General features: G+C 71.5%; 17 protein-coding genes. 11 read left to right on the top strand and 6 right to left on the bottom strand.

Translation table 11 applies throughout. The features are described 5' to 3' along the window. Position 1 precedes the first annotated feature (1 nt). From VED21_RS37420 to VED21_RS37410, 3 genes are read right to left on the bottom strand one after another with little or no spacing between them, the layout of a single operon-like run. Positions 2-1,537 carry a sensor histidine kinase gene (locus VED21_RS37420; RefSeq protein WP_324891360.1) on the bottom strand — a complete coding sequence of 512 codons (1,536 nt, stop codon included), beginning with the start codon at positions 1,535-1,537 and terminating at the stop codon, positions 2-4. A 10-nt stretch (positions 1,538-1,547) separates the two neighbouring features. Continuing rightward, the gene (locus VED21_RS37415) at positions 1,548-1,991 is read right to left on the bottom strand and encodes a response regulator (RefSeq protein WP_324891358.1); all 444 of its coding nucleotides are present in this window, start codon (positions 1,989-1,991) and stop codon (positions 1,548-1,550) included. A 36-nt stretch (positions 1,992-2,027) separates the two neighbouring features. Next, positions 2,028-4,121, bottom strand: coding sequence for an ATP-binding protein (locus VED21_RS37410; RefSeq protein WP_324891356.1), 2,094 nt, complete (start codon positions 4,119-4,121; stop codon positions 2,028-2,030). 269 nt (positions 4,122-4,390) lie between these two features. Here VED21_RS37410 and VED21_RS37405 point away from each other — a divergent pair, with 269 nt between their 5' ends. Continuing rightward, positions 4,391-5,077, top strand: a complete 687-nt coding sequence (locus VED21_RS37405) for a hypothetical protein (RefSeq protein ID WP_324891354.1) — start codon at positions 4,391-4,393, stop codon at positions 5,075-5,077. Here VED21_RS37405 and VED21_RS37400 read toward each other — a convergent pair whose 3' ends face one another. Further along, complete coding sequence (locus VED21_RS37400) at positions 5,078-5,359, bottom strand: hypothetical protein (RefSeq protein ID WP_324891352.1); 282 nt, start codon at positions 5,357-5,359, stop codon at positions 5,078-5,080. Positions 5,360-5,520: 161 nt separating this feature from the next. On the opposite strand from VED21_RS37400, the gene VED21_RS37395 reads away from it, so the two are divergent. Next, complete coding sequence (locus tag VED21_RS37395; RefSeq protein ID WP_324891350.1) at positions 5,521-6,747, top strand: MFS transporter; 1,227 nt, start codon at positions 5,521-5,523, stop codon at positions 6,745-6,747. Between the two features lie 10 nt (positions 6,748-6,757). Here VED21_RS37395 and VED21_RS37390 read toward each other — a convergent pair whose 3' ends face one another. Then, positions 6,758-7,729, bottom strand: coding sequence for a LysR substrate-binding domain-containing protein (locus tag VED21_RS37390; RefSeq protein WP_324891348.1), 972 nt, complete (start codon positions 7,727-7,729; stop codon positions 6,758-6,760). A 164-nt stretch (positions 7,730-7,893) separates the two neighbouring features. Between VED21_RS37390 and VED21_RS37385 the strand changes: the two genes are divergently transcribed. Genes VED21_RS37385 through VED21_RS37355 form a run of 7 tightly spaced genes read left to right on the top strand, consistent with a single transcriptional unit; the run spans position 7,894 to position 14,195 of the window. After that, complete coding sequence (locus VED21_RS37385) at positions 7,894-9,114, top strand: ABC transporter substrate-binding protein (RefSeq protein WP_324891346.1); 1,221 nt, start codon at positions 7,894-7,896, stop codon at positions 9,112-9,114. Between the two features lie 36 nt (positions 9,115-9,150). Continuing rightward, the gene (locus tag VED21_RS37380) at positions 9,151-10,020 is read left to right on the top strand and encodes a branched-chain amino acid ABC transporter permease (RefSeq protein WP_324891344.1); all 870 of its coding nucleotides are present in this window, start codon (positions 9,151-9,153) and stop codon (positions 10,018-10,020) included. Positions 10,021-10,022: 2 nt separating this feature from the next. After that, the gene (locus tag VED21_RS37375) at positions 10,023-11,012 is read left to right on the top strand and encodes a branched-chain amino acid ABC transporter permease (RefSeq protein ID WP_324891342.1); all 990 of its coding nucleotides are present in this window, start codon (positions 10,023-10,025) and stop codon (positions 11,010-11,012) included. Next, entirely contained in the window at positions 11,009-11,770 is a 762-nt protein-coding gene (locus VED21_RS37370; RefSeq protein ID WP_324891340.1) for an ABC transporter ATP-binding protein, read from the top strand. The genes VED21_RS37375 and VED21_RS37370 overlap by 4 nt, the downstream gene beginning before the upstream one ends. Before the next feature lie 14 nt (positions 11,771-11,784). Beyond that, positions 11,785-12,534 carry an ABC transporter ATP-binding protein gene (locus tag VED21_RS37365; RefSeq protein ID WP_324891338.1) on the top strand — a complete coding sequence of 250 codons (750 nt, stop codon included), beginning with the start codon at positions 11,785-11,787 and terminating at the stop codon, positions 12,532-12,534. A gap of 33 nt (positions 12,535-12,567) precedes the next feature. Next, positions 12,568-13,428, top strand: a complete 861-nt coding sequence (locus VED21_RS37360) for a VOC family protein (RefSeq protein ID WP_324891336.1) — start codon at positions 12,568-12,570, stop codon at positions 13,426-13,428. Positions 13,429-13,439: 11 nt separating this feature from the next. Beyond that, positions 13,440-14,195 carry a class II aldolase/adducin family protein gene (locus tag VED21_RS37355; protein ID WP_324891334.1) on the top strand — a complete coding sequence of 252 codons (756 nt, stop codon included), beginning with the start codon at positions 13,440-13,442 and terminating at the stop codon, positions 14,193-14,195. Between the two features lie 60 nt (positions 14,196-14,255). Here VED21_RS37355 and VED21_RS37350 read toward each other — a convergent pair whose 3' ends face one another. Continuing rightward, the gene (locus VED21_RS37350; RefSeq protein ID WP_324891333.1) at positions 14,256-15,335 is read right to left on the bottom strand and encodes a LacI family DNA-binding transcriptional regulator; all 1,080 of its coding nucleotides are present in this window, start codon (positions 15,333-15,335) and stop codon (positions 14,256-14,258) included. Between the two features lie 410 nt (positions 15,336-15,745). Here VED21_RS37350 and pyk point away from each other — a divergent pair, with 410 nt between their 5' ends. Then, the gene (gene pyk, locus VED21_RS37345; protein ID WP_324891332.1) at positions 15,746-17,242 is read left to right on the top strand and encodes a pyruvate kinase; all 1,497 of its coding nucleotides are present in this window, start codon (positions 15,746-15,748) and stop codon (positions 17,240-17,242) included. Between the two features lie 536 nt (positions 17,243-17,778). Continuing rightward, positions 17,779-19,221 (top strand): bifunctional enoyl-CoA hydratase/phosphate acetyltransferase, encoded by a 1,443-nt coding sequence (locus VED21_RS37340; protein WP_324891330.1) that lies wholly within the window; start codon positions 17,779-17,781, stop codon positions 19,219-19,221. Positions 19,222-19,228 lie beyond the last annotated feature (7 nt).

The raw sequence follows: 19,228 nt of genomic DNA, 5'->3' as shown, positions 1-19,228 counted from the left end.
CTCAATCCTCTCTGGCCGCCACGGGGTCCGCCGGGGATCCGGCGTCGTCGGCGGGCAGTTCCACGGTGAAGACGGCGCCCTCGCCGTCCTGCGACGACACGGTGATCCAGCCGCCGTGCCGGCTGGCGATCTTGCGGCAGATGGCGAGGCCGATGCCCGTTCCCTCGTAGGCGTCGCGGCCGTGCAGGCGCTGGAAGACGCCGAAGATCCGTTCGTGGTGTTCGGGCGCGATGCCGATGCCGTTGTCAGCGACCGAAATCCGCCAGCGTGCGCCGTGGCAATCGGCGCCGATGCGCACCACCGGGCGGCGCCCGGCCGCGCGGTATTTCAGCGCGTTGCCGATCAGGTTCAGGAACAGCCGCACCATTTCCGTACGGTCGGCCGACACCGTCGGCAGGCCGGGTTCCACCTGCACCTCGGCATCGGCATCGGCGACCGCCGCCTCCAGGTCGAGCAGCGCCTCGGCCACGGCGTCGGCCAGCGGCACCGGCTCGCTCTGGCGCAGCTTGCGCCCGACGCGGGAGTATTCCAGCAGGTCGACGATCATGCGGTCCAGGCGCTGCGCGCCGCCGCGCGCGAACTCCAGGAACTCGCGCCCGTCCTCGTCCAGGGTGTCCCGCAGGTGCCGCTCCAGCAGCGTCAGGAAGCTGGCGATGGTGCGCAGCGGCTGGCGCAGGTCGTGCGAGGCGACGTAGGCGAACTGTTCCAGCTCGGCGTTGGAGCGGGCGAGGTCGTCGGACGCCCGGCGCAGCGCGTCGCGATCCTCCGCCACCTGGCGTTCGGCGCGGATGCGCTCCTCCACGTCGGTTTCGTTGACCAGGATGGCGTCGTCGCCGGTCGCCGGATCGGTGGTGGTGCGTGCGTCGAGCGCGTGCCAGCGCGGCCCCGCCGCCGTCCGCATCGGCGTCTCGCCGCCGAAGGCCCGGCCCTGCGCCAGTTCCGCGCGCAGCCGTTCGCCGGCCCGCGTGTCGGCGAACAGGGACCACAGCGGGTCGGCCCCGTGCGCCTCGCCATAGGCGCGGATGGCCGCCGGGTTGCGCAGCAGCGGCGTGCCGTCGGTGGCGTAGAGCGACACCATGGCGCCGGTGTGGCGCAGCGCCTCCACCATGCGCAGCGTGTCGGGGTCGACGCCGTCAGGGGCCAGGATGCGCCCCTCCACCAGCATGCCGATCCGCCCGCCGGCGAGAATCACGCCCGAACAGTCGCAGTCCACCACGCAGGGCCGGCCGTTGGGATAGAAGGTCCAGCGCTCCTTGCGCAGCGCGCCGTCGGCGAACGCCCGCTGGTAGGCGCGCAGCCGCGTGCGCGTCGCCTCCGACATGGACGGGCAGAAGTCGCGCGCCAGCAGCACCTCCAGGTTGTCCGCCCCCCACATGCGCACGGCCGCGGCGTTCGCCCAGGCCATGCGGCCGGCGTCGATGTCGAACACCCAGACGGGGTTGCGCAGCAGGCCCAGCCCGGCCAGCGCCTCGGGCGTCGCGGCCGGGAGGGCCGGTGCCGGGGCGTGGTCGAAGCGCTGGGCGTGGGCGGCGTTCATGCGGCTGGGCTCACTTCGGCAGCTTGACCACCTGGAACCAGTAGTTGCCGAGCTGGCTGATGACGTCGAAGAAATCCTGCACGTCCATCGGCTTGGTGATGAAGCTGTTGGCGCCGTGCAGGTAGCTGGCCTCGATGTCGCGCTCGATGTCGGAGGTGGTCAGGACGACCACCGGGATGCTCTTGAACTCCGGGTCGGCCTTCAGCTCGCCCAGCACCTCGCGCCCGTCCTTGCGCGGCATGTTGAGGTCGAGGAGGATCAGGTCGGGCTTGGGCACGTCCTTGAAGCGGTCGCCCTGGCGGCGCAGGTACTCCATGGCCTCCACGCCGTCCTTGGCGTGGTGCACCTCGCACAGGATCTTGCCGGTCTTGATGGCGCGCTTGGCCAGCCCGGCGTCGGCCGGGTCGTCCTCGACCAGCAGGATGTTGAAGGCGGTGCGGAACTCGGGAGTCATGACGCGGAACCCTTCAGGTTGATCATTTGTGGTCGCTCAGGCAGCCGGCGCCTCGCGGCGCGGCAGGGTGACGTGGAAGACGCTGCCGGGCGCACCTGCGCCGGCATCCGAGGTGACCCAGATGCGCCCGCCGTGGTGTTCGACGATCTTGCGGCACAGCGCCAGGCCAAGGCCGGTCCCCTCGTAGGCGTCGCGGCCGTGCAGGCGCTGGAAGATGCCGAAGATCCGTTCGAAGTGCTGCGGGGCGATGCCGATGCCGTTGTCGCGCACGGTGAAATGCCAGACGTCCCCGTCCGCCGCGCAGGCCATGTGGATGGCCGGGGCGCGGTCGGCGGCGCGGTACTTCACGGCGTTGCCGATCAGGTTCTGGAACAGCCGCTCCAGCTCGTTGCGGTCGCCCCACACGGCCGGCAGCCCGGCCTCGACGCTGATCGCCGCGCCGGCCTCGGCGATGGCGACCTCCAGGTTGCGCAGGGCTGCGGCGACGATCTCCGCCGTGGGCTGCATCTCGAAAGGCTTCGCCTTGCGCCCGACGCGGCTGTACTCCAGCAAATCGACGATCAGCCGGTCCATGCGCTGGGCGCCGTCGCGGGCGAAGGTGATGTATTCGCGGTTTTCGTCGTCCAGCCTGCCGTCCAGGTCCTTTTCCAGAAGACCCAGGTAGCTGTTGATGGTGCGCAGCGGCTGGCGCAGGTCGTGCGAGGCGACGTAGGCGAAGGCCTCCAGCTCGGCGTTGGAGCGCTCCAGCTCCGCCGCCTGCCGCTTCAGCGTGTCCTCGGCCCGGTGGCGCTCGGTCACGTCGGTCAGCGTGCCGATGGCGCGCAGCGGCGCGCCCGCCGCGTCGCGCGCCAGCACGGCGCCACGGTCGAGGATCCACTTGTCGCTCCCGTCCTTGCAGCGCACGCGGTAGGTGTGGGCGTAGAAGCGCGACGCCGCGTCATGGCGTATCACGTTACGGTCGTCGGGGTGGATGCGGCTGCGCCATTCCTCCCCCCGGTTCGGCAGCTCGGCGTCGGCGAAGCCCAGCATCCCCTTCCAGCCGGTGGACAGGAACGTCTCGTCCGTGGCGGCGTCCCAGTCCCACACGCCGTCGCCCACCGCCTCCAGCGCGAGGCGCAGCCGCTCCTCCGCGCGGGCGACCTGCGACTGCGCGGCCTCCAGTCGGCGCTGCTGGCGGACCTGCAGGTGGGCGAGCCAGGCCAGCAGGAACATGGCGCCCAGCACCACGACGGAGACCTGGACGGCGGTGGCGATGGCCGTCCGGCGGTGCTCCTCGAAGCCGGCCATGGCCTCCGCCTCGCCCAGCGAGACGACGGCGATCAGCGGGTAGTTCGCCAGCCGGCGGTAGGCGGTGACGCGCGCCACGCCGTCGATCGGGCTGACCATATGGTACACGCCGGCCGCCGGCTGCGCCGGGTCGAACATGGGAGTGTCGGGCAGGATGCTGCCCACCGGCTGGCGGGGTGCCGCGATGGAGGAGGAGCGGGCGCGCACCACCCGGTCCATGCCCACCAGCGTCACCGCCCCCTCCCGCCCCACCTCGTCCGGGCCGAAGTAGGAGGCGAGCCGGCCGGGCTCGACGGACAGCACCAGCGCGCCGTTGAACGCGCCGTCGGCGAAGTTGCGAAGGCGGCGGGTGAACTGCACCGTCAGCTTGCCGGAGATGCGGCCGACCAGCGGCTTGCTGATGTGCAGCGCGTCGTCCTCGTTGTCGCGGTGGAAGCGGAAATAGTCGCGGTCGGCGAAGTTCAGGGCCGACGGGTCGGTCTTCTGGCTGCTGAACAGCAAAGCGCCCGACGGGCCGGCGCCGACCACCTGGAAGGCGAGGTCGGTGAGCAGCGGCGAGCGCCACATGGCCTTTGCCATGAAGGCCTCGGGACTGTGTTCGTACTCGTCGCGCAGGTGGGCCAGCGCCTGGTCCAGCCGGCGCACCACCTGGAAGACGTGCTCCTCATAGGTGCGGGCGAGGCTGGCGGCGTCCTGCTCCACGGCGCGCACGGCCAGTGCGCGCTCGCGCTCGATCATCCGGTGCGTCAGGTAGGCGCCGGCGGCCACCAGCAGCACGCCCGCCAGCGCCACCAGGGCCGGCGTGCGCCGCAGGACGGCACCGCGCAGGTCGGCGCCGCTCATGATCTGTCCTGAGCGTTCCGGGGGGCGTTCCGGGAGGGGCGCGCCGTTCGCACGTCGTAGAACTTTCGCTGGAGTAACCGGCCGCACGGCGGAGGGGGAGCGGACGCGTGCATGACTGCGCCCGCCGGTCCTGCCCGCGTGCCCCATCATACGACTTTCGTCATAATAGTGCTTTGTCTCAAATTGTCGCAAGTGATAGTCGACCGAGCCGGGCCGGCGCCTACTCCGCCGGGCAGACAACACCGGCCAGGCCTGCTATCTATCCCGCCATGACCGAACATGATTCCGATCCGAAGCCGGCCGCCGCAGCGGTCGAACCGCTGCTGGGCACCGTCGCCGCGTGGAAGCGCGACGGCCTCGGCCACGCCGACGTCGCCGCCCGGGCGGCGGCCATCGTCGACACGCTGCCCACCGCGCAGCAGGAGATGCTGATCGACGGCGCCATGGCGCTGCTCGACGCGCTGTACGCACGCGTCTACCAGGGCATCACGCGGCGTGCGAAGCACGCCACGGTGCCGGTCGAGGCGCCGGACGGCGAAATGGTGGAGATCGACGAAGGGGTGGCGCCGCTGATCGGCGCCATGTGGAAGAACGGCTGGACCACCTTCAACAGCTGCGAGGACGACGGCGGCTGGATCTGGGTGGAGATGCCGGGCGACGACGTGGAGAAGTTCCTGACGCTGGTGGCGCGCAAGGGCTCCGCCGACGTCGCCTGGGGCGCGCAGGCCGCCTGCTCGCGCCGGGGGCATCCGTTCCTGCTGGACGACCGCAACGTCTGGGACCTGTCGGCCGGCGCCCACGACCTGAACGAGGACTATGACGAGGACGGCACGGAGGTGGTCCGCAAGGGCAAGCCGGACATCGCCGTGACCGTCGGCGTGCGCTTCCCGCCCCATCACCTGGACGAGGTCACCGCCATCGTCGCCGGCACCAGGAAGGCCAAGGGCAGGAAGTGATCAGCCGGTGCCGGGCTCGCTGGAGCCTTCGGTGTCCTCGGCGCGCTGGCGCAACTGGTCGACGGTGAGGCCGGCGGGGGTGGAGCCGTCCAGGGTGCCGTCGCCGGGCGTGCGGGTCTTGTCCAGGTTCTCGTCGCCCGGCTGCTCCGGCGCCGGGCGGTCGGCCGGGGCACGGCTGTCGGCGTTCTGGCCGGGGGCACGGTCGCGGTTGGGGGTGGGGCCGGCGTCGTGCAGCGCCTCGCCCAGCCGGTCCTGATCCGGCCTGTTGGTCTCCGGGGTCATGGCTTCCTCTTCGCTCGGACTGTCTTCGCTTGGACTGTGCCGGTCCAACACCCCCGGCCGCGCTTCGGTTCCGGCGGGAACGAGCCTTCCGGACGCCTGTTCGCACTCGGGCGCGTGGCAACCTGCGTGGCAACCTGCGTTGCAACTTGGGGGGGAGCGGCATGCATGCGGTGGCGGGACCGATCCTCTCGCTCCTGTCCGGGGTCGCCTTGCTGATGGTCGGCGGGGGCGCCCTGGGGTCGCTGATCGGCCTGCGCCTCGCCGGGGACGCCGCCGGCACGCTGACGGTGGGGCTGGTCACCGCCGCCTTCTTCGCCGGGCTTACCGCCGGGTCGCTGTACGGCTACCGCGTCGTCCTCCGCGTCGGGCACATCCGCGCCTTCTCGGCCTTCGCCTCCATCCTGTCGGCGGCGACGCTGGCGCACGCGCTGGCCGCCGACCCGGCCCTGTGGGCGGCGCTGCGCCTGTCGGAGGGATTCTGCATGGCCGGCCTCTACATGTGCATCGAGAGCTGGCTGAACGACACGGCCACCAACGAGACGCGCGGCCGGGTGCTGTCGCTCTACATGGTCACGCTCTACGGCGCCACGGCGGCGGGGCAGCAGTTGCTGAACCTGGACGATTCCGGGACGACGCCGTTCCTGGTGATCTCGATCCTGCTGTCGCTGGCGCTGGTGCCGGTGGCGCTGACCCGCACGGCGCCGCCGGGGCTGCCGGACGTCGCCTCCTTCGGCCTGGGGCGGCTGTACCGCGCCTCGCCGCTCGGCGTGGCGGGGGTTTTCGTCAGCGGCGTCATCACCGGGGGCGTCTATGGCCTCGCCCCCGTGTTCGGCGCCCTGTCCGGGTTCGGCGTGGCGGAGACGGCGCTGTTCATGACGGTGCTGATCCTGGGCGGCGTGGCGCTGCAATGGCCGCTGGGCCGCCTGTCCGACCTGTTCGACCGCCGCGCCGTGCTCATCGGCCTGTCCACCGCGCTGGTGGTGGCCAGCTTCGCCATGATCGAGGCGGCGGGGCGGGACCGCGCGCTGGCACTCGGCGTGGCGGCGGTGTTCGGCGGCCTGTCCTTCACCCTCTACCCGGTCAGCCTCGCCCACACGGTGGACCATGTGGGGAAGGCCGATCTGGTGTCGGCCAGCGGCGGGCTGATCCTCGCCAACTCCATGGGGGCGGTCCTGGGGCCGCTGTGCGCCTCGGCGGCCATGGCGGCCGTGGGGCCGGAGGGGCTGTTCGCCTTCGCCGGCACCGCTGCCTTCGCCGCCACGCTCTACGGCCTGTGGCGCATGCGCATGCGCCCGCCGGTGCCGGCGGAGGAGCAGTGCATCTTCTGCCCCGTGCCGCAGACCACGCCGGTGGCCGCCCCGCTGCCCGTCCGCGCCGGCAAGGCGTGACGCCCGGCCGTCATGGATCCTCGCCGGATACGCCTCGCGGCGGCGCGGCCGGTCCGCCTTCCTGTGCGGCGGTCAGGCGCAGCGCCTCGATCAGGGCGGCGGCGGCCGGTGACGGCGTCGTCCCCCGGCGCCGGGCGATGCCGACGGGTCCGAAGGAGACGATCAGCGGGACGTCCAGGCGCTTGAGAAGGCCGGAGTCGATGTCGTCGCGCGCCACCCGCTCCGGCCAGACGCCGATGATGTCGGTCTCCTGCAGCAGACGCCGGTTCGTCAGCTGGGACAGGGATTCGCAGGACGGGATCGGCGGTTCGCAGCCGGCGTCGCGGAAGGCGCGGTCGATCAGGCGGCGCAGCGTCGTCTCGCGCGGCGGCAGCAGCCAGGGCCATTCCAGAAGCTCCATCGGCGACGGGCGCGGCCGTTCCGCCAGCGGGTGGCTGGCACGGACCACGAAGGCGACCATCTCCTCGTAGAAGGGCTCCAGCTCCAGCCCCTCGCGGTGTTGGAATTCCGGCAGGCGGCCGACGGTCAGGTCCAGGTCGCCGCGCAGCAGCGCCGGGGCCAGCAGGTCCCAGGTGCCCTCCAGCACCGTGGTGACGATGCGCGGACGGTCGCGGCGCATCAGCGCGATGGCGCGCGGCAGCAGGCGGGCCGAGGCGGAGATCAGCGTGCCCACCGCGACCCGGCCGCCGACACCCTGCTTCAGCCCGGCCACCTCGTCGGCGGCCTGCTCCAGCTGCGAGAACATCTGGCGGATGTGATGGAGCATCGCCTCGCCGTAGGGGGTGGCCTCCACCCCCCGGTTGGTCCGGCGGAACAGCGTGACGCCCAGCTCCGCCTCGATCTCCTTCAGTGCCTTCGACACCGCCGGCTGCGTGAGGCCCAACGTTTCCGCCGCCTTCAGCAGGCTGCCGTGCTCCTTGACCGCGGTGACGACGCGCAGCTGCTGCAACCGGACGCGCTGCGTCCACGACACGGCCTTCATGTGGGCGCTCCCCCGTTTCAGCTATATCTAGCAGTTATATCCAGATCACGACAATTCATTATCCGCTCATAGAAGCGCTTGCTATCCTCCAGGGCGATAAAGACGGCGCCCGGCGCGCCGGCGGCAAGAAATCAAGGGCAAGAAATCAAGGGAGGACACAAGCCATGTTGGGACGGGGTATCGGCCGTCGCGGTTTTCTCGCGTCATCGGCGGCACTGGCGGCCGGGGCCGCCGTTTCCGGCCCGCTGGCCGGCCGCGCGCTGGCCCAGGCCGGCCGGGACGAGCTGAAGATCGGGCTGCTCACCTCCCTTTCCGGCCCCTTCGCGGCCCTGGGCGAGAGCATGCGCACCGGGCTGCAGCTGCACCTCCAGGGCGTCGGCGGCAGCCTCGCCGGGCGGCCCGTGCGCCTGATCGTCGAGGATGACCACGCCAAGCCCGAGGAAGGCGTGCGCAAGGTGCGCAAGCTGCTGACGCAGGACGGGGTGGACATCGTCTGCGGCGTCGTGCACTCGGGTGTCGCGCTGTCGATCCGCGACGTGCTGGCCTCCGCCAACGCGCTGACCTTCATCTCCAACGGGTCGGCCAACAATCTGGCGCGCAAGGCGGCCAGCCGCTTCATCTTTCGCCCGACCAAGACGAACTGGATGCTGGGCAGCACCGCCGGCACCTGGGCGGCCGAGAAGATCTCGAAGAAGAACGCCATCACCATCGCCGCCGACTACGCCGCCGGGCGCGAGTACGTGGAGGACTTCATCGGCGCCTACAAGGCCGGCGGCGGGCAGGTGGCGCGGCAGATGTGGACGCCCTTCGGCACCACCGACTTCGCCCCGCTGCTCACCGACATCGCGATGGCCAAGCCGGACCTCGTGTACTGCTTCTTCGCCGGCAGCGACGCCGTGCGCTTCCTCCAGCAGTGGCAGGACTACCGGCTGGCCGGGCGCATCCCGCTGATCGGCACCGGCGCCGTCTTCGACCAGGAGGACGTGCTGCCGGCCGTCGGCCCCGGCATCAAGGGCGCAGTCAATGCCTTCCACCAATCGCCGACCGCCCCGGCGCCGGGCGCCCAGGCGTTCGTGGAACTGTACCGCAAGGCGCACGGCCGCCTGCCCGGCGAGATGAGCACGTCCGGCTACGCCACGGGGCAGGTGATCGCCGCCGCCGTCGACGCCGTGCAGGGCGACTTGACCAACAAGGACAAGGTGCGCGACGCCGTTCTGGCGCTCGACCTGCAGACGGCCTACGGGCCGATGCGCTTCGACCCCGCCAACAACCAGGCGATCCTCGACGTCTACATCAACGAGGTGCGGGTGGGATCGGACGGCAAGCCGGTGAACCAGGTGGTCCACGCCTATCCCAAGGTCAGCGACCCCGGCGACAAGGCCTGACGCTTCGACCGCCGGAACCCCAAGGAGGAGACGGGCGTGGAATACGTCGTCATCCAGTCCATCAACGCGCTCGTCTTCGCGGTGATCCTGCTGATGAGCGGGCTCGGCCTCACCGTGGTGATGAGCCTGATGAACTTCATCAATCTGGCGCACGGGTCGCTGGTCCTGCTGGGCAGCTACGTGGCGGTGTTCTGGCTCGCCATCGGCGCCCCGTGGTACTTGGCATTCCCCGCCGCCTTCCTCAGCGGCGCGGTGGCGGGCGCCGTGCTCGACCGCTTTCCCTTCCGCCTGTTCTACGCCCGCACCCACCTGATGCAGGTGCTGCTGACCTTCGGGCTGTCGGTGGTGTTCGCCGACCTGATGCGCTGGGGCTTCGGCGCCGGCGTGGCCACGCCGCGGCTGCCCGACGTGCTGCGCGGCGTCGTCTTCATCCTGGACACGCCGTTCCCGGTCTACCGCCTGTTCGTGCTGGGGGCGGGGGCGCTGCTGGCGCTGGGCCTGTGGTACCTGTTCGACCGCACGATCTGGGGGGCCGTGGTGCGCGCCTGCGTGGTCGACCGGGGTGCCGTCGAATCGCTGGGCATCAACACGCAGCACGTCTTCACGCTGGTGCTGGCGCTGGCCTGCGGGCTGGGGGCGCTGAGCGGGGCGCTGGGCAGCGGCATCATGGCCGCCTACCCGGGCCTGGACGAGGAGGTGCTGATCCTCGCCTTCATCGTCGTGGTGGTCGGCGGGCTGGGGTCCTTCAGCGGGCTGGCGCTGAGTTCGCTGGTGCTGGGCTTCGCCATGACGTTCTCCAAGATGATCGATCCGGAATTCTCCAACCTCATGAGCCTGGGCGCGGCGGCGGCGATCCTCATCGTCCGGCCGAACGGGCTGGTGGCTCCGGTCACGCGGCAGGTGTAGCCATGAAGCCCTTCGCACCCCTCGCGGCGCTTGCCGCGCTGGCCGCCCTGCCGCTGCTGGGCGTGCCCGACTACCACCTGCGCCTGATCGCCGAGGTGCTGATCTACGGCGTCGCGGTGATGAGCCTGGACCTGCTGATCGGCTTCGGCGGTCTGGTGTCGCTGGGCCACGCGGCGTTCTTCGGCGTCGGCGCCTACGCCGCCGCCCTGTTCGCCACCCACGTGTCGGCGGAGATCCTGCTGGTCGTCCCGGTCGCCGTCCTGTCCGCCATGGCGGCGGCGCTGGTGATGGGGGCGCTGGTCGTCCGCTCCGCCAACCTGTTCCTGCTGATCCTCACGCTGCTGCTGTCGCAGATGGTGTGGGAGGTGGTGTTCCGCTGGCGCGCGGTGACCGGTGGCGCCGACGGCTTCCGCGGCATTCCGGAGCTGGCGCTGACCCTGCCCGGCGGGCATCTCGCGCTGGGCGGCCCGGTGGCGCTGTACGCGCTGGCGGCCCTGCTGGCGGTGGCGGCGACGGTGCTGGCGCGCTCCTTCATCGAGGCGCCGGCCGGGCGCGCCCTGATCGGCACGCGCGAGCAGCCGCTCCGCATGACGGCGCTGGGCTACAGCGTGCCGCGCATCCGCCTGACCGCCTTCGTGGTGTCGGCCGCCATCGCGGGAGCGGCGGGGGCGCTGTACCCCTTCGTCAACCAGTACGTCGGCCCGCAGGTGGCGCATTGGACCACGTCGGCCAGCCTGTTCATCATGCTGGTGCTGGGCGGGGTGGCGACGCTGTACGGCGGCTACGTCGGGGCGGCGATCTACCTGGGCTTCCAGACCTACATCAGCTCCTACACCGAGCGCTGGCAGCTGGTGATCGGCCTGCTGTTCGTGGCGACGGTGCTGTTCGTCCCCGGCGGCCTGGGCCGCTCCCTGAAGAGCCTGGCGGCGTCGTTCCGCCCGCAAGGATCCGGCGCCGCGGTGGCCGGCGCGGAGAAGAGGAGGGTGCCATGACCGCGCTGTCGCTGCGCAAGGTGCAGAAGGCCTTCGGGTCCTACGTGGCGGTCAATTCCGTGACGCTGGACGTGGCACCGGGCGAGATCCTGGGCCTGATCGGCCCGAATGGGGCCGGCAAGACGACGCTGTTCAACATCGTCACCGGCTTCGTCCGCCCGGACGAGGGGCAGGTGCTGTTCGACGGCGCCGACGTGACCCGCCTCGGCCCGGCCGAACGGGCGCGGCGCGGGCTGGTCCGCACCTTCCAGAAGAGCATGGTCTTCCCAGAGCTGTCGGCCGAGGAGAACCTCGCCATGGCCTGCCGCGCCCGGCACGGCGACGGGTACCGCTGGTGGCGCGGCGGCGAGGCGGCCGAACGGGCGCTGGTCGAGGCGCGGCGCCTGCTGCGCGCCGTGGGGCTGGAGCGCAGCGCCGGCCAGCCGGTGGGTACTCTTTCGCACGGCGAGCAGCGGATGGTGGACATCTCCATCGCGCTCGCCATGCGCCCGCGCCTGCTGCTGATGGACGAGCCGACCGCCGGCCTGACGCGGGAGGAGACGGCGCGCGTGCTGTCGCTGGTGCGCGGGCACGACGCGGCGACCACGGTGGTGCTGATCGCCCACGACCTGGACGTGGTGTTCAGCGTGTGCGAGCGCATCGCCGTGCTGAACCTGGGCGCGCTGCTGGCCGTCGGCGACCCGCAGGCGGTGCGCGCCAACGCCGAGGTGCGCACCGCCTATCTCGGCGCCCACGGCGGCGCCCACGCCGTCCATTGAGAAGGGGGACAGCCATGATGCAGGCCATCGCCGCGCCCGACGCCGGACTGGACGACGTGATCGAGGTGCGCGGGCTGGAGGCCGGCTACGGCGGGGCGCGCGTGCTGTCCGGCGTCGGCTTCACCGTGCGCAAGGGCGCCGTGCTGGGGGTGCTGGGCCGCAACGGGGTGGGCAAGTCGACGCTGGTGGGTGCGCTGCTCAACCTCGGCCCCACGGTGCGCGGCAGCGTCACCGTGAAGGGGCACGCGGTCGCCGGCTGGCCGACGCACCGCATCGTGCGGCTGGGCATCGGCATCGTGCCGCAGGGGCGGGGCATGTTCCCCAACCTGTCGGTGTCCGACAACCTGCGCCTCGCCGTGCTGGGTGCGCGCGCCGCGCGCCCCGGCGGCTGGACGCTGGAGCGCGTGTACGACAGCTTCCCCAAGCTGTCGCAGCGGCGCGGCACCCTGGCCGGGTCGCTGAGCGGCGGCGAGCGGCAGCTGGCCGCCATGGCGCGCGCCCTGCTGACGCAGGCCGACATCCTGATCCTCGACGAACCGACGGAGGGGCTGGCCCCGCTGATCGTCGAGGAGGTCGTCGTCGACAACATCCGCACCCTGCGGCGCGAGGGCGTCACCGTGGTGCTGGTGGAGCAGAACCTTGCGCTGGCGCTCGATCTGGCCGACGAGGCGATCGTGCTGGCGGACGGCGGCATCGTCTTCTGCGGCTCGGCCGAGACTCTGCGCCGGCGCGAGGACATCCAGAACGAATACTTGGGCGTGTGAGCCCCAGCCACGACCGGATCGGAGGAAACCCCCATGATCAACCTGCACGACATCCGCTACGTCTACCTGGGCACGCGCGACCTGGATTCGGCGGTCGAATTCTCCACGACGATGGTCGGCCTGCAGTTCGCCCGGCGCGAGGGCAACCGGGTCTACCTGCGCGGCGACAACCGCGACCACACGCTGTGCTACTTCGAAGGCGACCCGGCGGACCACACCGTCGGCTTCGAGCTGCGCACCGCCGCCGAGCTGGACGCCGCCGCCAGCGAGCTGGAGAACGGCGGGCACCGGGTGGAGTGGGGCACGCCGGAGGGTTGCGAGATGCGCCGCTGCCAGCGCTACATCGCCTTCCGCGACCCCAGCGGCAACCGGATCGAGCTGGTCTGGCGCCCGTTCGACGGCAGCGGCCGGCGCTACTTCCCCGGCCGCGACGCCGGCATCACCGACTTCAGCCACATCGGCCTGTGCTCCACCGACCCCGTGCGCGACGAGGCGTTCTGGACCCGGGTGTGCAACGCCCGCGTCAGCGACTGGATCGGCGCCGCCCCGCTGCTGCGCATCGACGAGGTGCACCACAAGATGGCGCTGTTCCCCTCCAAGACGCCGGGGGTGCAGCACATCAACCATCAGGTCGCCGACTTCAACGACATCATGCGCGCCTATTACTTCCTGAAGGAACGCAACGTCCGCATCGTCTTCGGCCCCGGCCGGCACCCGACGTCGGGCGCCATCTTCCTGTATTTCGAAGGGCCGGACGGCATGGTCTACGAATACTCCACCGGCGTGAAGCGCATCACCGACGAGACGAACCACGTGCCCCGCCAGTTCCCCTTCACCCCGGAGGGCTTCTGCATGTGGGGTTCCAAGCCGGACATCCCGGCGTTCCGCGATTGAGGTCCGCAACCATGCTCGCACCCGCCCCGATGAAGCAGGAGCCGATGGGACAGGCCCCGATGGAAGAGGCCCCGATAAAAGAGGAATGGATGGAGCAGGACCGGCTGGTCCGGGTCGCCGCCCGCGCGCTGGCGCGCGCCGGTCTGGTCCACGCCTATGGGCACTGCAGCCAGCGCCTGGACGCGGACCGCTTCCTGGTCTGCGCGGCGCGGCCCATGGGCTCCATCGCGGCCGGCGAATGCGGCGTCGTGGTGCCGGTGGCGGGGCCGCTGCCCGACGGCGTGCTGGGCGAGGTGCGCATCCACCAGCGCATCTACGCCGCCCGGCCGGACGTCGGCGGCATCTGCCGCTCCATGCCGCCCAACGTGATGGCGCTGGGCACGCTGCGCCGCACGCCGCGGCCGCGGCACGGCTTCGGCGCCTATTTCGCGCCGGGCGTGCCGCTGTGGGACGACCCGCAGCTCATCCGCTCCGACGAGCGGGCGGCGGCGGTGGCGGAGACGCTGGGCATGGCGCGCGCCGTGGTGATGCGCGGCAACGGCGCGGTGACCGCCGGGCGCGACCTGATGCAGGCGGTCGTGCTCACCTGGTACCTGGAGGACGCCGCCCGCGTGGAGCTGGAGGTGCTGAAGACCGGCCTGCGCGGGGCCGAGCTGTCGCTGGAGGAAGCCGCCGAGCGCGCCACCGAGGCCGGGCGGATCTTCGAGCGCATGTGGGACTTCCTGACCGACGGCGACCCGGAACACGCCGCCCCCGTTCCGGGCTGAACGGCGCCCCGGCAGGGCGCGGCATCGGGCGGGGCTTTCCCGCTCGCGTCCCGAAGCCGCTCAGGTGCTCTCCCGCTCGATCACCTCGAAGCCGATGTCGACGACGCTCTCCACCGGCTTGCCGTCGAAGCGTGCCAGCATGGCTTCGGCGGCGCGCAGGCCGATGCCCCGGCGGTCGATGCGCACGGTGGACAGGGCGGGGTAGGTGTAGGGCGCGAACTCCAGGTCGCCGAAGCCCATGACCGCCAGATCGCCGGGGATCGTCAGGCCGCGCGCCTTCGCCTCGGTCAGCACGCCGTGCGCCAGCGCGTCGGAGCTGCAGACGACCACCTCCGGGCACGGCCCGGACTCCAGGAGCTGCGTCAGGCCCTCGCGGCCGATCTTCAGGTTGCCGGGGGCCTGGACGACGGCGGCCGGCAGGTCGGCGACGCCGTGTTCGGCCAGCGCCGCCGCGAGGCCCTTGCGGCGCACGGCGGCGCGCTCGCCGCCCGCCCACACCAGCCCGAAGCGCCGGTAGCCCTTTTTGCAAAGGTATTCGCCCACGGCCCGGCCGACCTTCTCGTGCGAGAAGCCGACCAGCATGTCCAGCGGCGTCGGCGTCATGTCCCAGGTTTCCACCACCGGAACCCTGGAGGCCAGCAGCCGCTGCCGCGTCTCGGCCGAGTGGGTGATGCCGGTCAGGAAGATGGCGTCGGGTCGGCGGCTGAGCACGGCGGCGATCAGGTCGTCCTCGCGCGTTGCCGGGTAGCCGGACAGACCGAGCAGCACCTTGTAGCCGGCCTCGTCCAGGCGGTCGGTCAGGGCCTCCACCGCCTCGGCGAAGACGGAATCGCCGATGGTCGGCACGATGGCGGCCACCAGCCTGCTGCGCTTCGACGCCAAGCCCCCGGCCAGCAGGTTCGGCACGTAGCCGGTGCGCGCGATGACGCTCCGCACGTGTTCCAGCGTCTCCTGCGTCACCAGCTCCGGCCGGTTGAGCACGCGCGAGACGGTGATCGGGGCGACGCCGGCCAGCTTGGCAACGTCCTCCAGCGTCACGCTGCCGGACGAGCGGCTGGACGTGCGCGCACCCTCGCGGGGCTTGGGCGGCGGGTCCTTGCGGGCCGCCTTCTTGGGCGGCACGGGGGAGGAGCTGGACACGGCAGCACCGGAAGCTTGCGGGAGGGCGGGGAGACGCATCGCCATCATAGTGCCGCCGGGCGGCCCGTTCCACCGTCTTCCGGGACAACCGTGGCACTGCTCCGCTTCCTGCGCATGACAGCACGGACCGTGGTGGTGTGCGGTGCGGCAAAAAGGTACTTTTCACCGCTTCGTGACAGCGCTATCAAATGCGTCCGGCGGCACCGCGTCCGCCGCTGAATTCCGCCGGAGGACGGGAGAGCATCCCGTCCTGCCGTGCGCGGCCCGTACCGCCGGCCGCCGCACGCCGCCGGCTTCGCTCTCCTGGTGATGGTGGGCTTCACCCCCGCGGGTCCGCCGTCGCGCACTCCGGGCCGTGGCGTCTTCGCTGCGGCCCGTCCTTTCCCGAATTCCTTCCGGAGTGACCGGTCATGCCCCCGCGCACCAGCATCCCGCCCCGCCAGCGCAAGACCCGGATCGTCGCCACGCTGGGCCCATCCAGCTCGACGCCCGCGCTGATCCGCCAGCTCGTCGAGACGGGCGTCGACGTCTTCCGCCTGAACTTCAGCCACGGCAGCCACGACGACCACGGCGCGCGCGTTCAGGCGATCCGCGACGTGGAGCGCGACACCGGGCGCCCCATCGCCATCATGGCCGACCTTCAGGGTCCCAAGCTGCGCCTGGGCACCTTCGCCGACGGCCCCGTCACGCTGAGCGCCGGCCAGAGCTTCCGCCTCGACCTTTCCGGGGAACCCGGCGACGCGACGCGCGTGGGCATGCCGCACCCGGAGATCTTCGCGGCCCTGGAGCCGGAGGCCGAGTTGCTGCTGGACGACGGCAAGGTCCGCTTGCGCGTGGTGTCCTGCGGTCCCGGCCACGCCGACACGGTGGTGGTCTCGGGCACCCGGCTGTCCGACCGCAAGGGCGTCAACGTGCCGGGCGTGGTGCTGCCGCTGTCGCCGCTGACGGCCAAGGACCGCGCCGACCTGGACTTCGCGCTGGACCTGGGCGTGGACTGGGTGGCGCTGTCGTTCGTGCAGCGGCCGGACGACGTGGCCGAGGCGCGCCGGCTGATCGCCGGGCGCGCCGCCCTGCTGTCCAAACTGGAGAAGCCGCAGGCCATCCAGCACCTGGAACGCATCGTCGAGCTGTCGGACGGCGTCATGGTGGCGCGCGGCGACCTGGGCGTGGAGATGCCGCCGGAAGACGTGCCGTCCTTGCAGAAGCGCATCGTGCGCGAGGCGCGCCTGGCCGGCAGGCCGGTGATCGTCGCCACGCAGATGCTGGAATCCATGATCGCCGCCCCGGCGCCGACGCGGGCCGAGGCGTCGGACGTCGCCACTGCGGTGTTCGACGGGGCGGACGCGGTGATGCTGTCGGCCGAAACGGCCTCGGGCGCCTACCCGATCGAGGCGGTGTCGATCATGGACCGCATCGCGCGCCGGGTGGAGCAGGACCCGCTGTACCGCACCATCATGGACGCCCAGCACCCGGATCCGGAGCAGACCTCGGCCGACGCCATCACCGCGGCGGCCAGCCAAGTGGCGCACACGGTGCAGGCGGCGGCCATCGTGACCTACACCACCTCCGGCTCGACGACGCTGCGCGCCGCGCGCGAGCGGCCGGAGGTGCCGATCCTCTGCCTGACCTCGCGCATGGAGACGGCGCGGCGCTTGCAGATGGCCTACGGCGTGCACGCGGTGCACACGAGGGACATCGAAACCTTTGCCGAGATGGTGCAGAAGGCCACGCGCATCGCCTACGCCGACGGTCTGGCCGGGGACGGGCAACGGCTGGTGATCACCGCCGGCGTGCCGTTCGGCATGCCCGGCAACACCAACATCCTGCGCATCGCCTGGGTCGAACGCCCCACCCGGCGCGTGGTCCCCGAACAAGCCGAACAGGTGCTGGACGAGGTGGGCGACTGACGCGGCATCCCGACCGGGCGGCGTTTCCGACGGGCCTTTGCGCCAGAATGCCGCACCGCGATATCATCGACAGGGAGCGTCGGGCGGTGTAGTGTCCAAGTGACTAATATACTAGTATCCCTGAGCGGGGCGGCCGCCCCGCGCATGGGTGGCAGGCGGGTTCAAGCAGCGCTGTCCGGCAGTACCAACTCCCCCGGTACAAGCCGGCATATGATAGCGCTGTCATAACCCGCCGACGCCCGGCGCGGATGCGATGCGCCGGCCCGGCGGACCACGCCGCCCCGTCCTGTTCCTTCCCTGGAGCGTCCTGCAATGGACACCATCATCGCCTTTCGGAACGGTGCGCGCGATACCGCCGCCCGCCGCTCATGCCCCCCAGACAGCCGCTCGCAACCGCATACCGCCGCTCCCGGCCGACGCGCCCCACTCATGTCGCGGTCCGCATAAGCTGGGCCGAACACGCGCCGCCGTGCACCCCGCATGCGCACCCCGACGGGGACAGCGCCTTCACTTTCCGCAATCGGAGTACCGAACCCATGCACGTCCTTGGTGAAGCCAACAACGGCACCCACGCGGCGGCCATCGAGAACGTCCCCTTCGACGAGATCCGTGTCGGCCAGACGGCGAGCATGGCGCGCCAGCTCACCCTGATGGACGTCGAGCTGTTCGCCATGGTGTCGGGCAATATCAACCCCGCCCACCTCGACGCCAAGTTCGCCGCCGACAGCCGCTTCCACAAGGTCATCGGCCACGGCATGTGGTCCGGGTCGCTGATTTCCGGCGTGCTGGGCACCCACCTGCCCGGCGCCGGCACCCTCTATGTCGGGCAGGACCTGCAGTTCCGCCGCCCCGTGGCGCTCGGCGACGTCGTCACCGCCACCGTGACCGTCACGGAGAAGCGGGCCGACAGGAACCTCGTCGTCTTCGACTGCGTGTGCGTCAACCAGGACGGCGAGGTGGTCACCACCGGCACCGCCCAGGTCATCGCCCCCACCCGCAAGGTCCGCCACGCCGCGCACGAACTGCCGCAGGTGCAGATGATCCGCCACGACAAGCACGACGCCCTGCTGCACCGCTGCGACGCCCTGCCGCCGGTGCCCACCGCCGTGGCGCACCCGTGCGACGAAAGCTCGCTGAAGGGTGCCGTCGAAGCCGCCGAGGCTGGGTTGATCGACCCCATCCTGGTCGGCCCGGAGGCCAAGATCCGTGCCCTTGCGTCGGCCCATGGCCTGGACATCACGCCCTACCACATCGTCGACGTCGAGCACAGCCACGCCGCCGCCCAGGCCGCCGTGGCGCTGGCCCGCGCCGGCAGGGCCGAAGCGGTGATGAAGGGCTCGCTGCACACGGACGAGCTGATGAGCGAGGTGGTCCGCAAGGACACCGGCCTGCGCACCGGCCGCCGGCTCAGCCACGTCTTCGTGATGAACGTGCCGACGTACCCGCGGGCCCTGCTGATCACCGACGCCGCGATCAACATCGCGCCGACGCTGGAAGACAAGGTGCACATCGTCCAGAACGCCATCGACCTCGCCAAGGTGCTGGGCGTGGAGACGCCGCGCGTCGCCATCCTGTCGGCGGTGGAGACGCTGAATCCGAAGATCGCCACCACGCTGGAGGCGGCGGCGCTGTGCAAGATGGCCGACCGCGGGCAGATCACCGGCGGCATCCTGGACGGCCCCCTGGCCTTCGACAACGCCATCTCGGTGGAAGCCGCGCGCACCAAGGGCATCGTGTCGGAGGTGGCCGGCCGGCCGGACATCCTGCTGGTGCCCGACCTGGAGGCCGGCAACATGCTGGCCAAGCAGCTGTCCTTCCTGGCCAACGCGGACGCCGCCGGCATCGTGCTGGGGGCGCGCGTGCCGATCATCCTGACCAGCCGCGCCGACAACGTGCGCACCCGCCTCGCCAGCTGCGCCGTGGCGTCCCTGGTCGCCGCTTCGCGCCGCGCCCCGGCGCTCGCCCTGGCCGCCGAGTGAGGAGAGC

The sequence above is a fragment of the Azospirillum sp. genome, from assembly GCF_035627195.1.
Lineage (GTDB): Bacteria > Pseudomonadota > Alphaproteobacteria > Azospirillales > Azospirillaceae > Azospirillum.
Note: the sequence above shows the minus strand (reverse complement) of the source record. Positions and strands in the feature narration are given on the sequence as shown.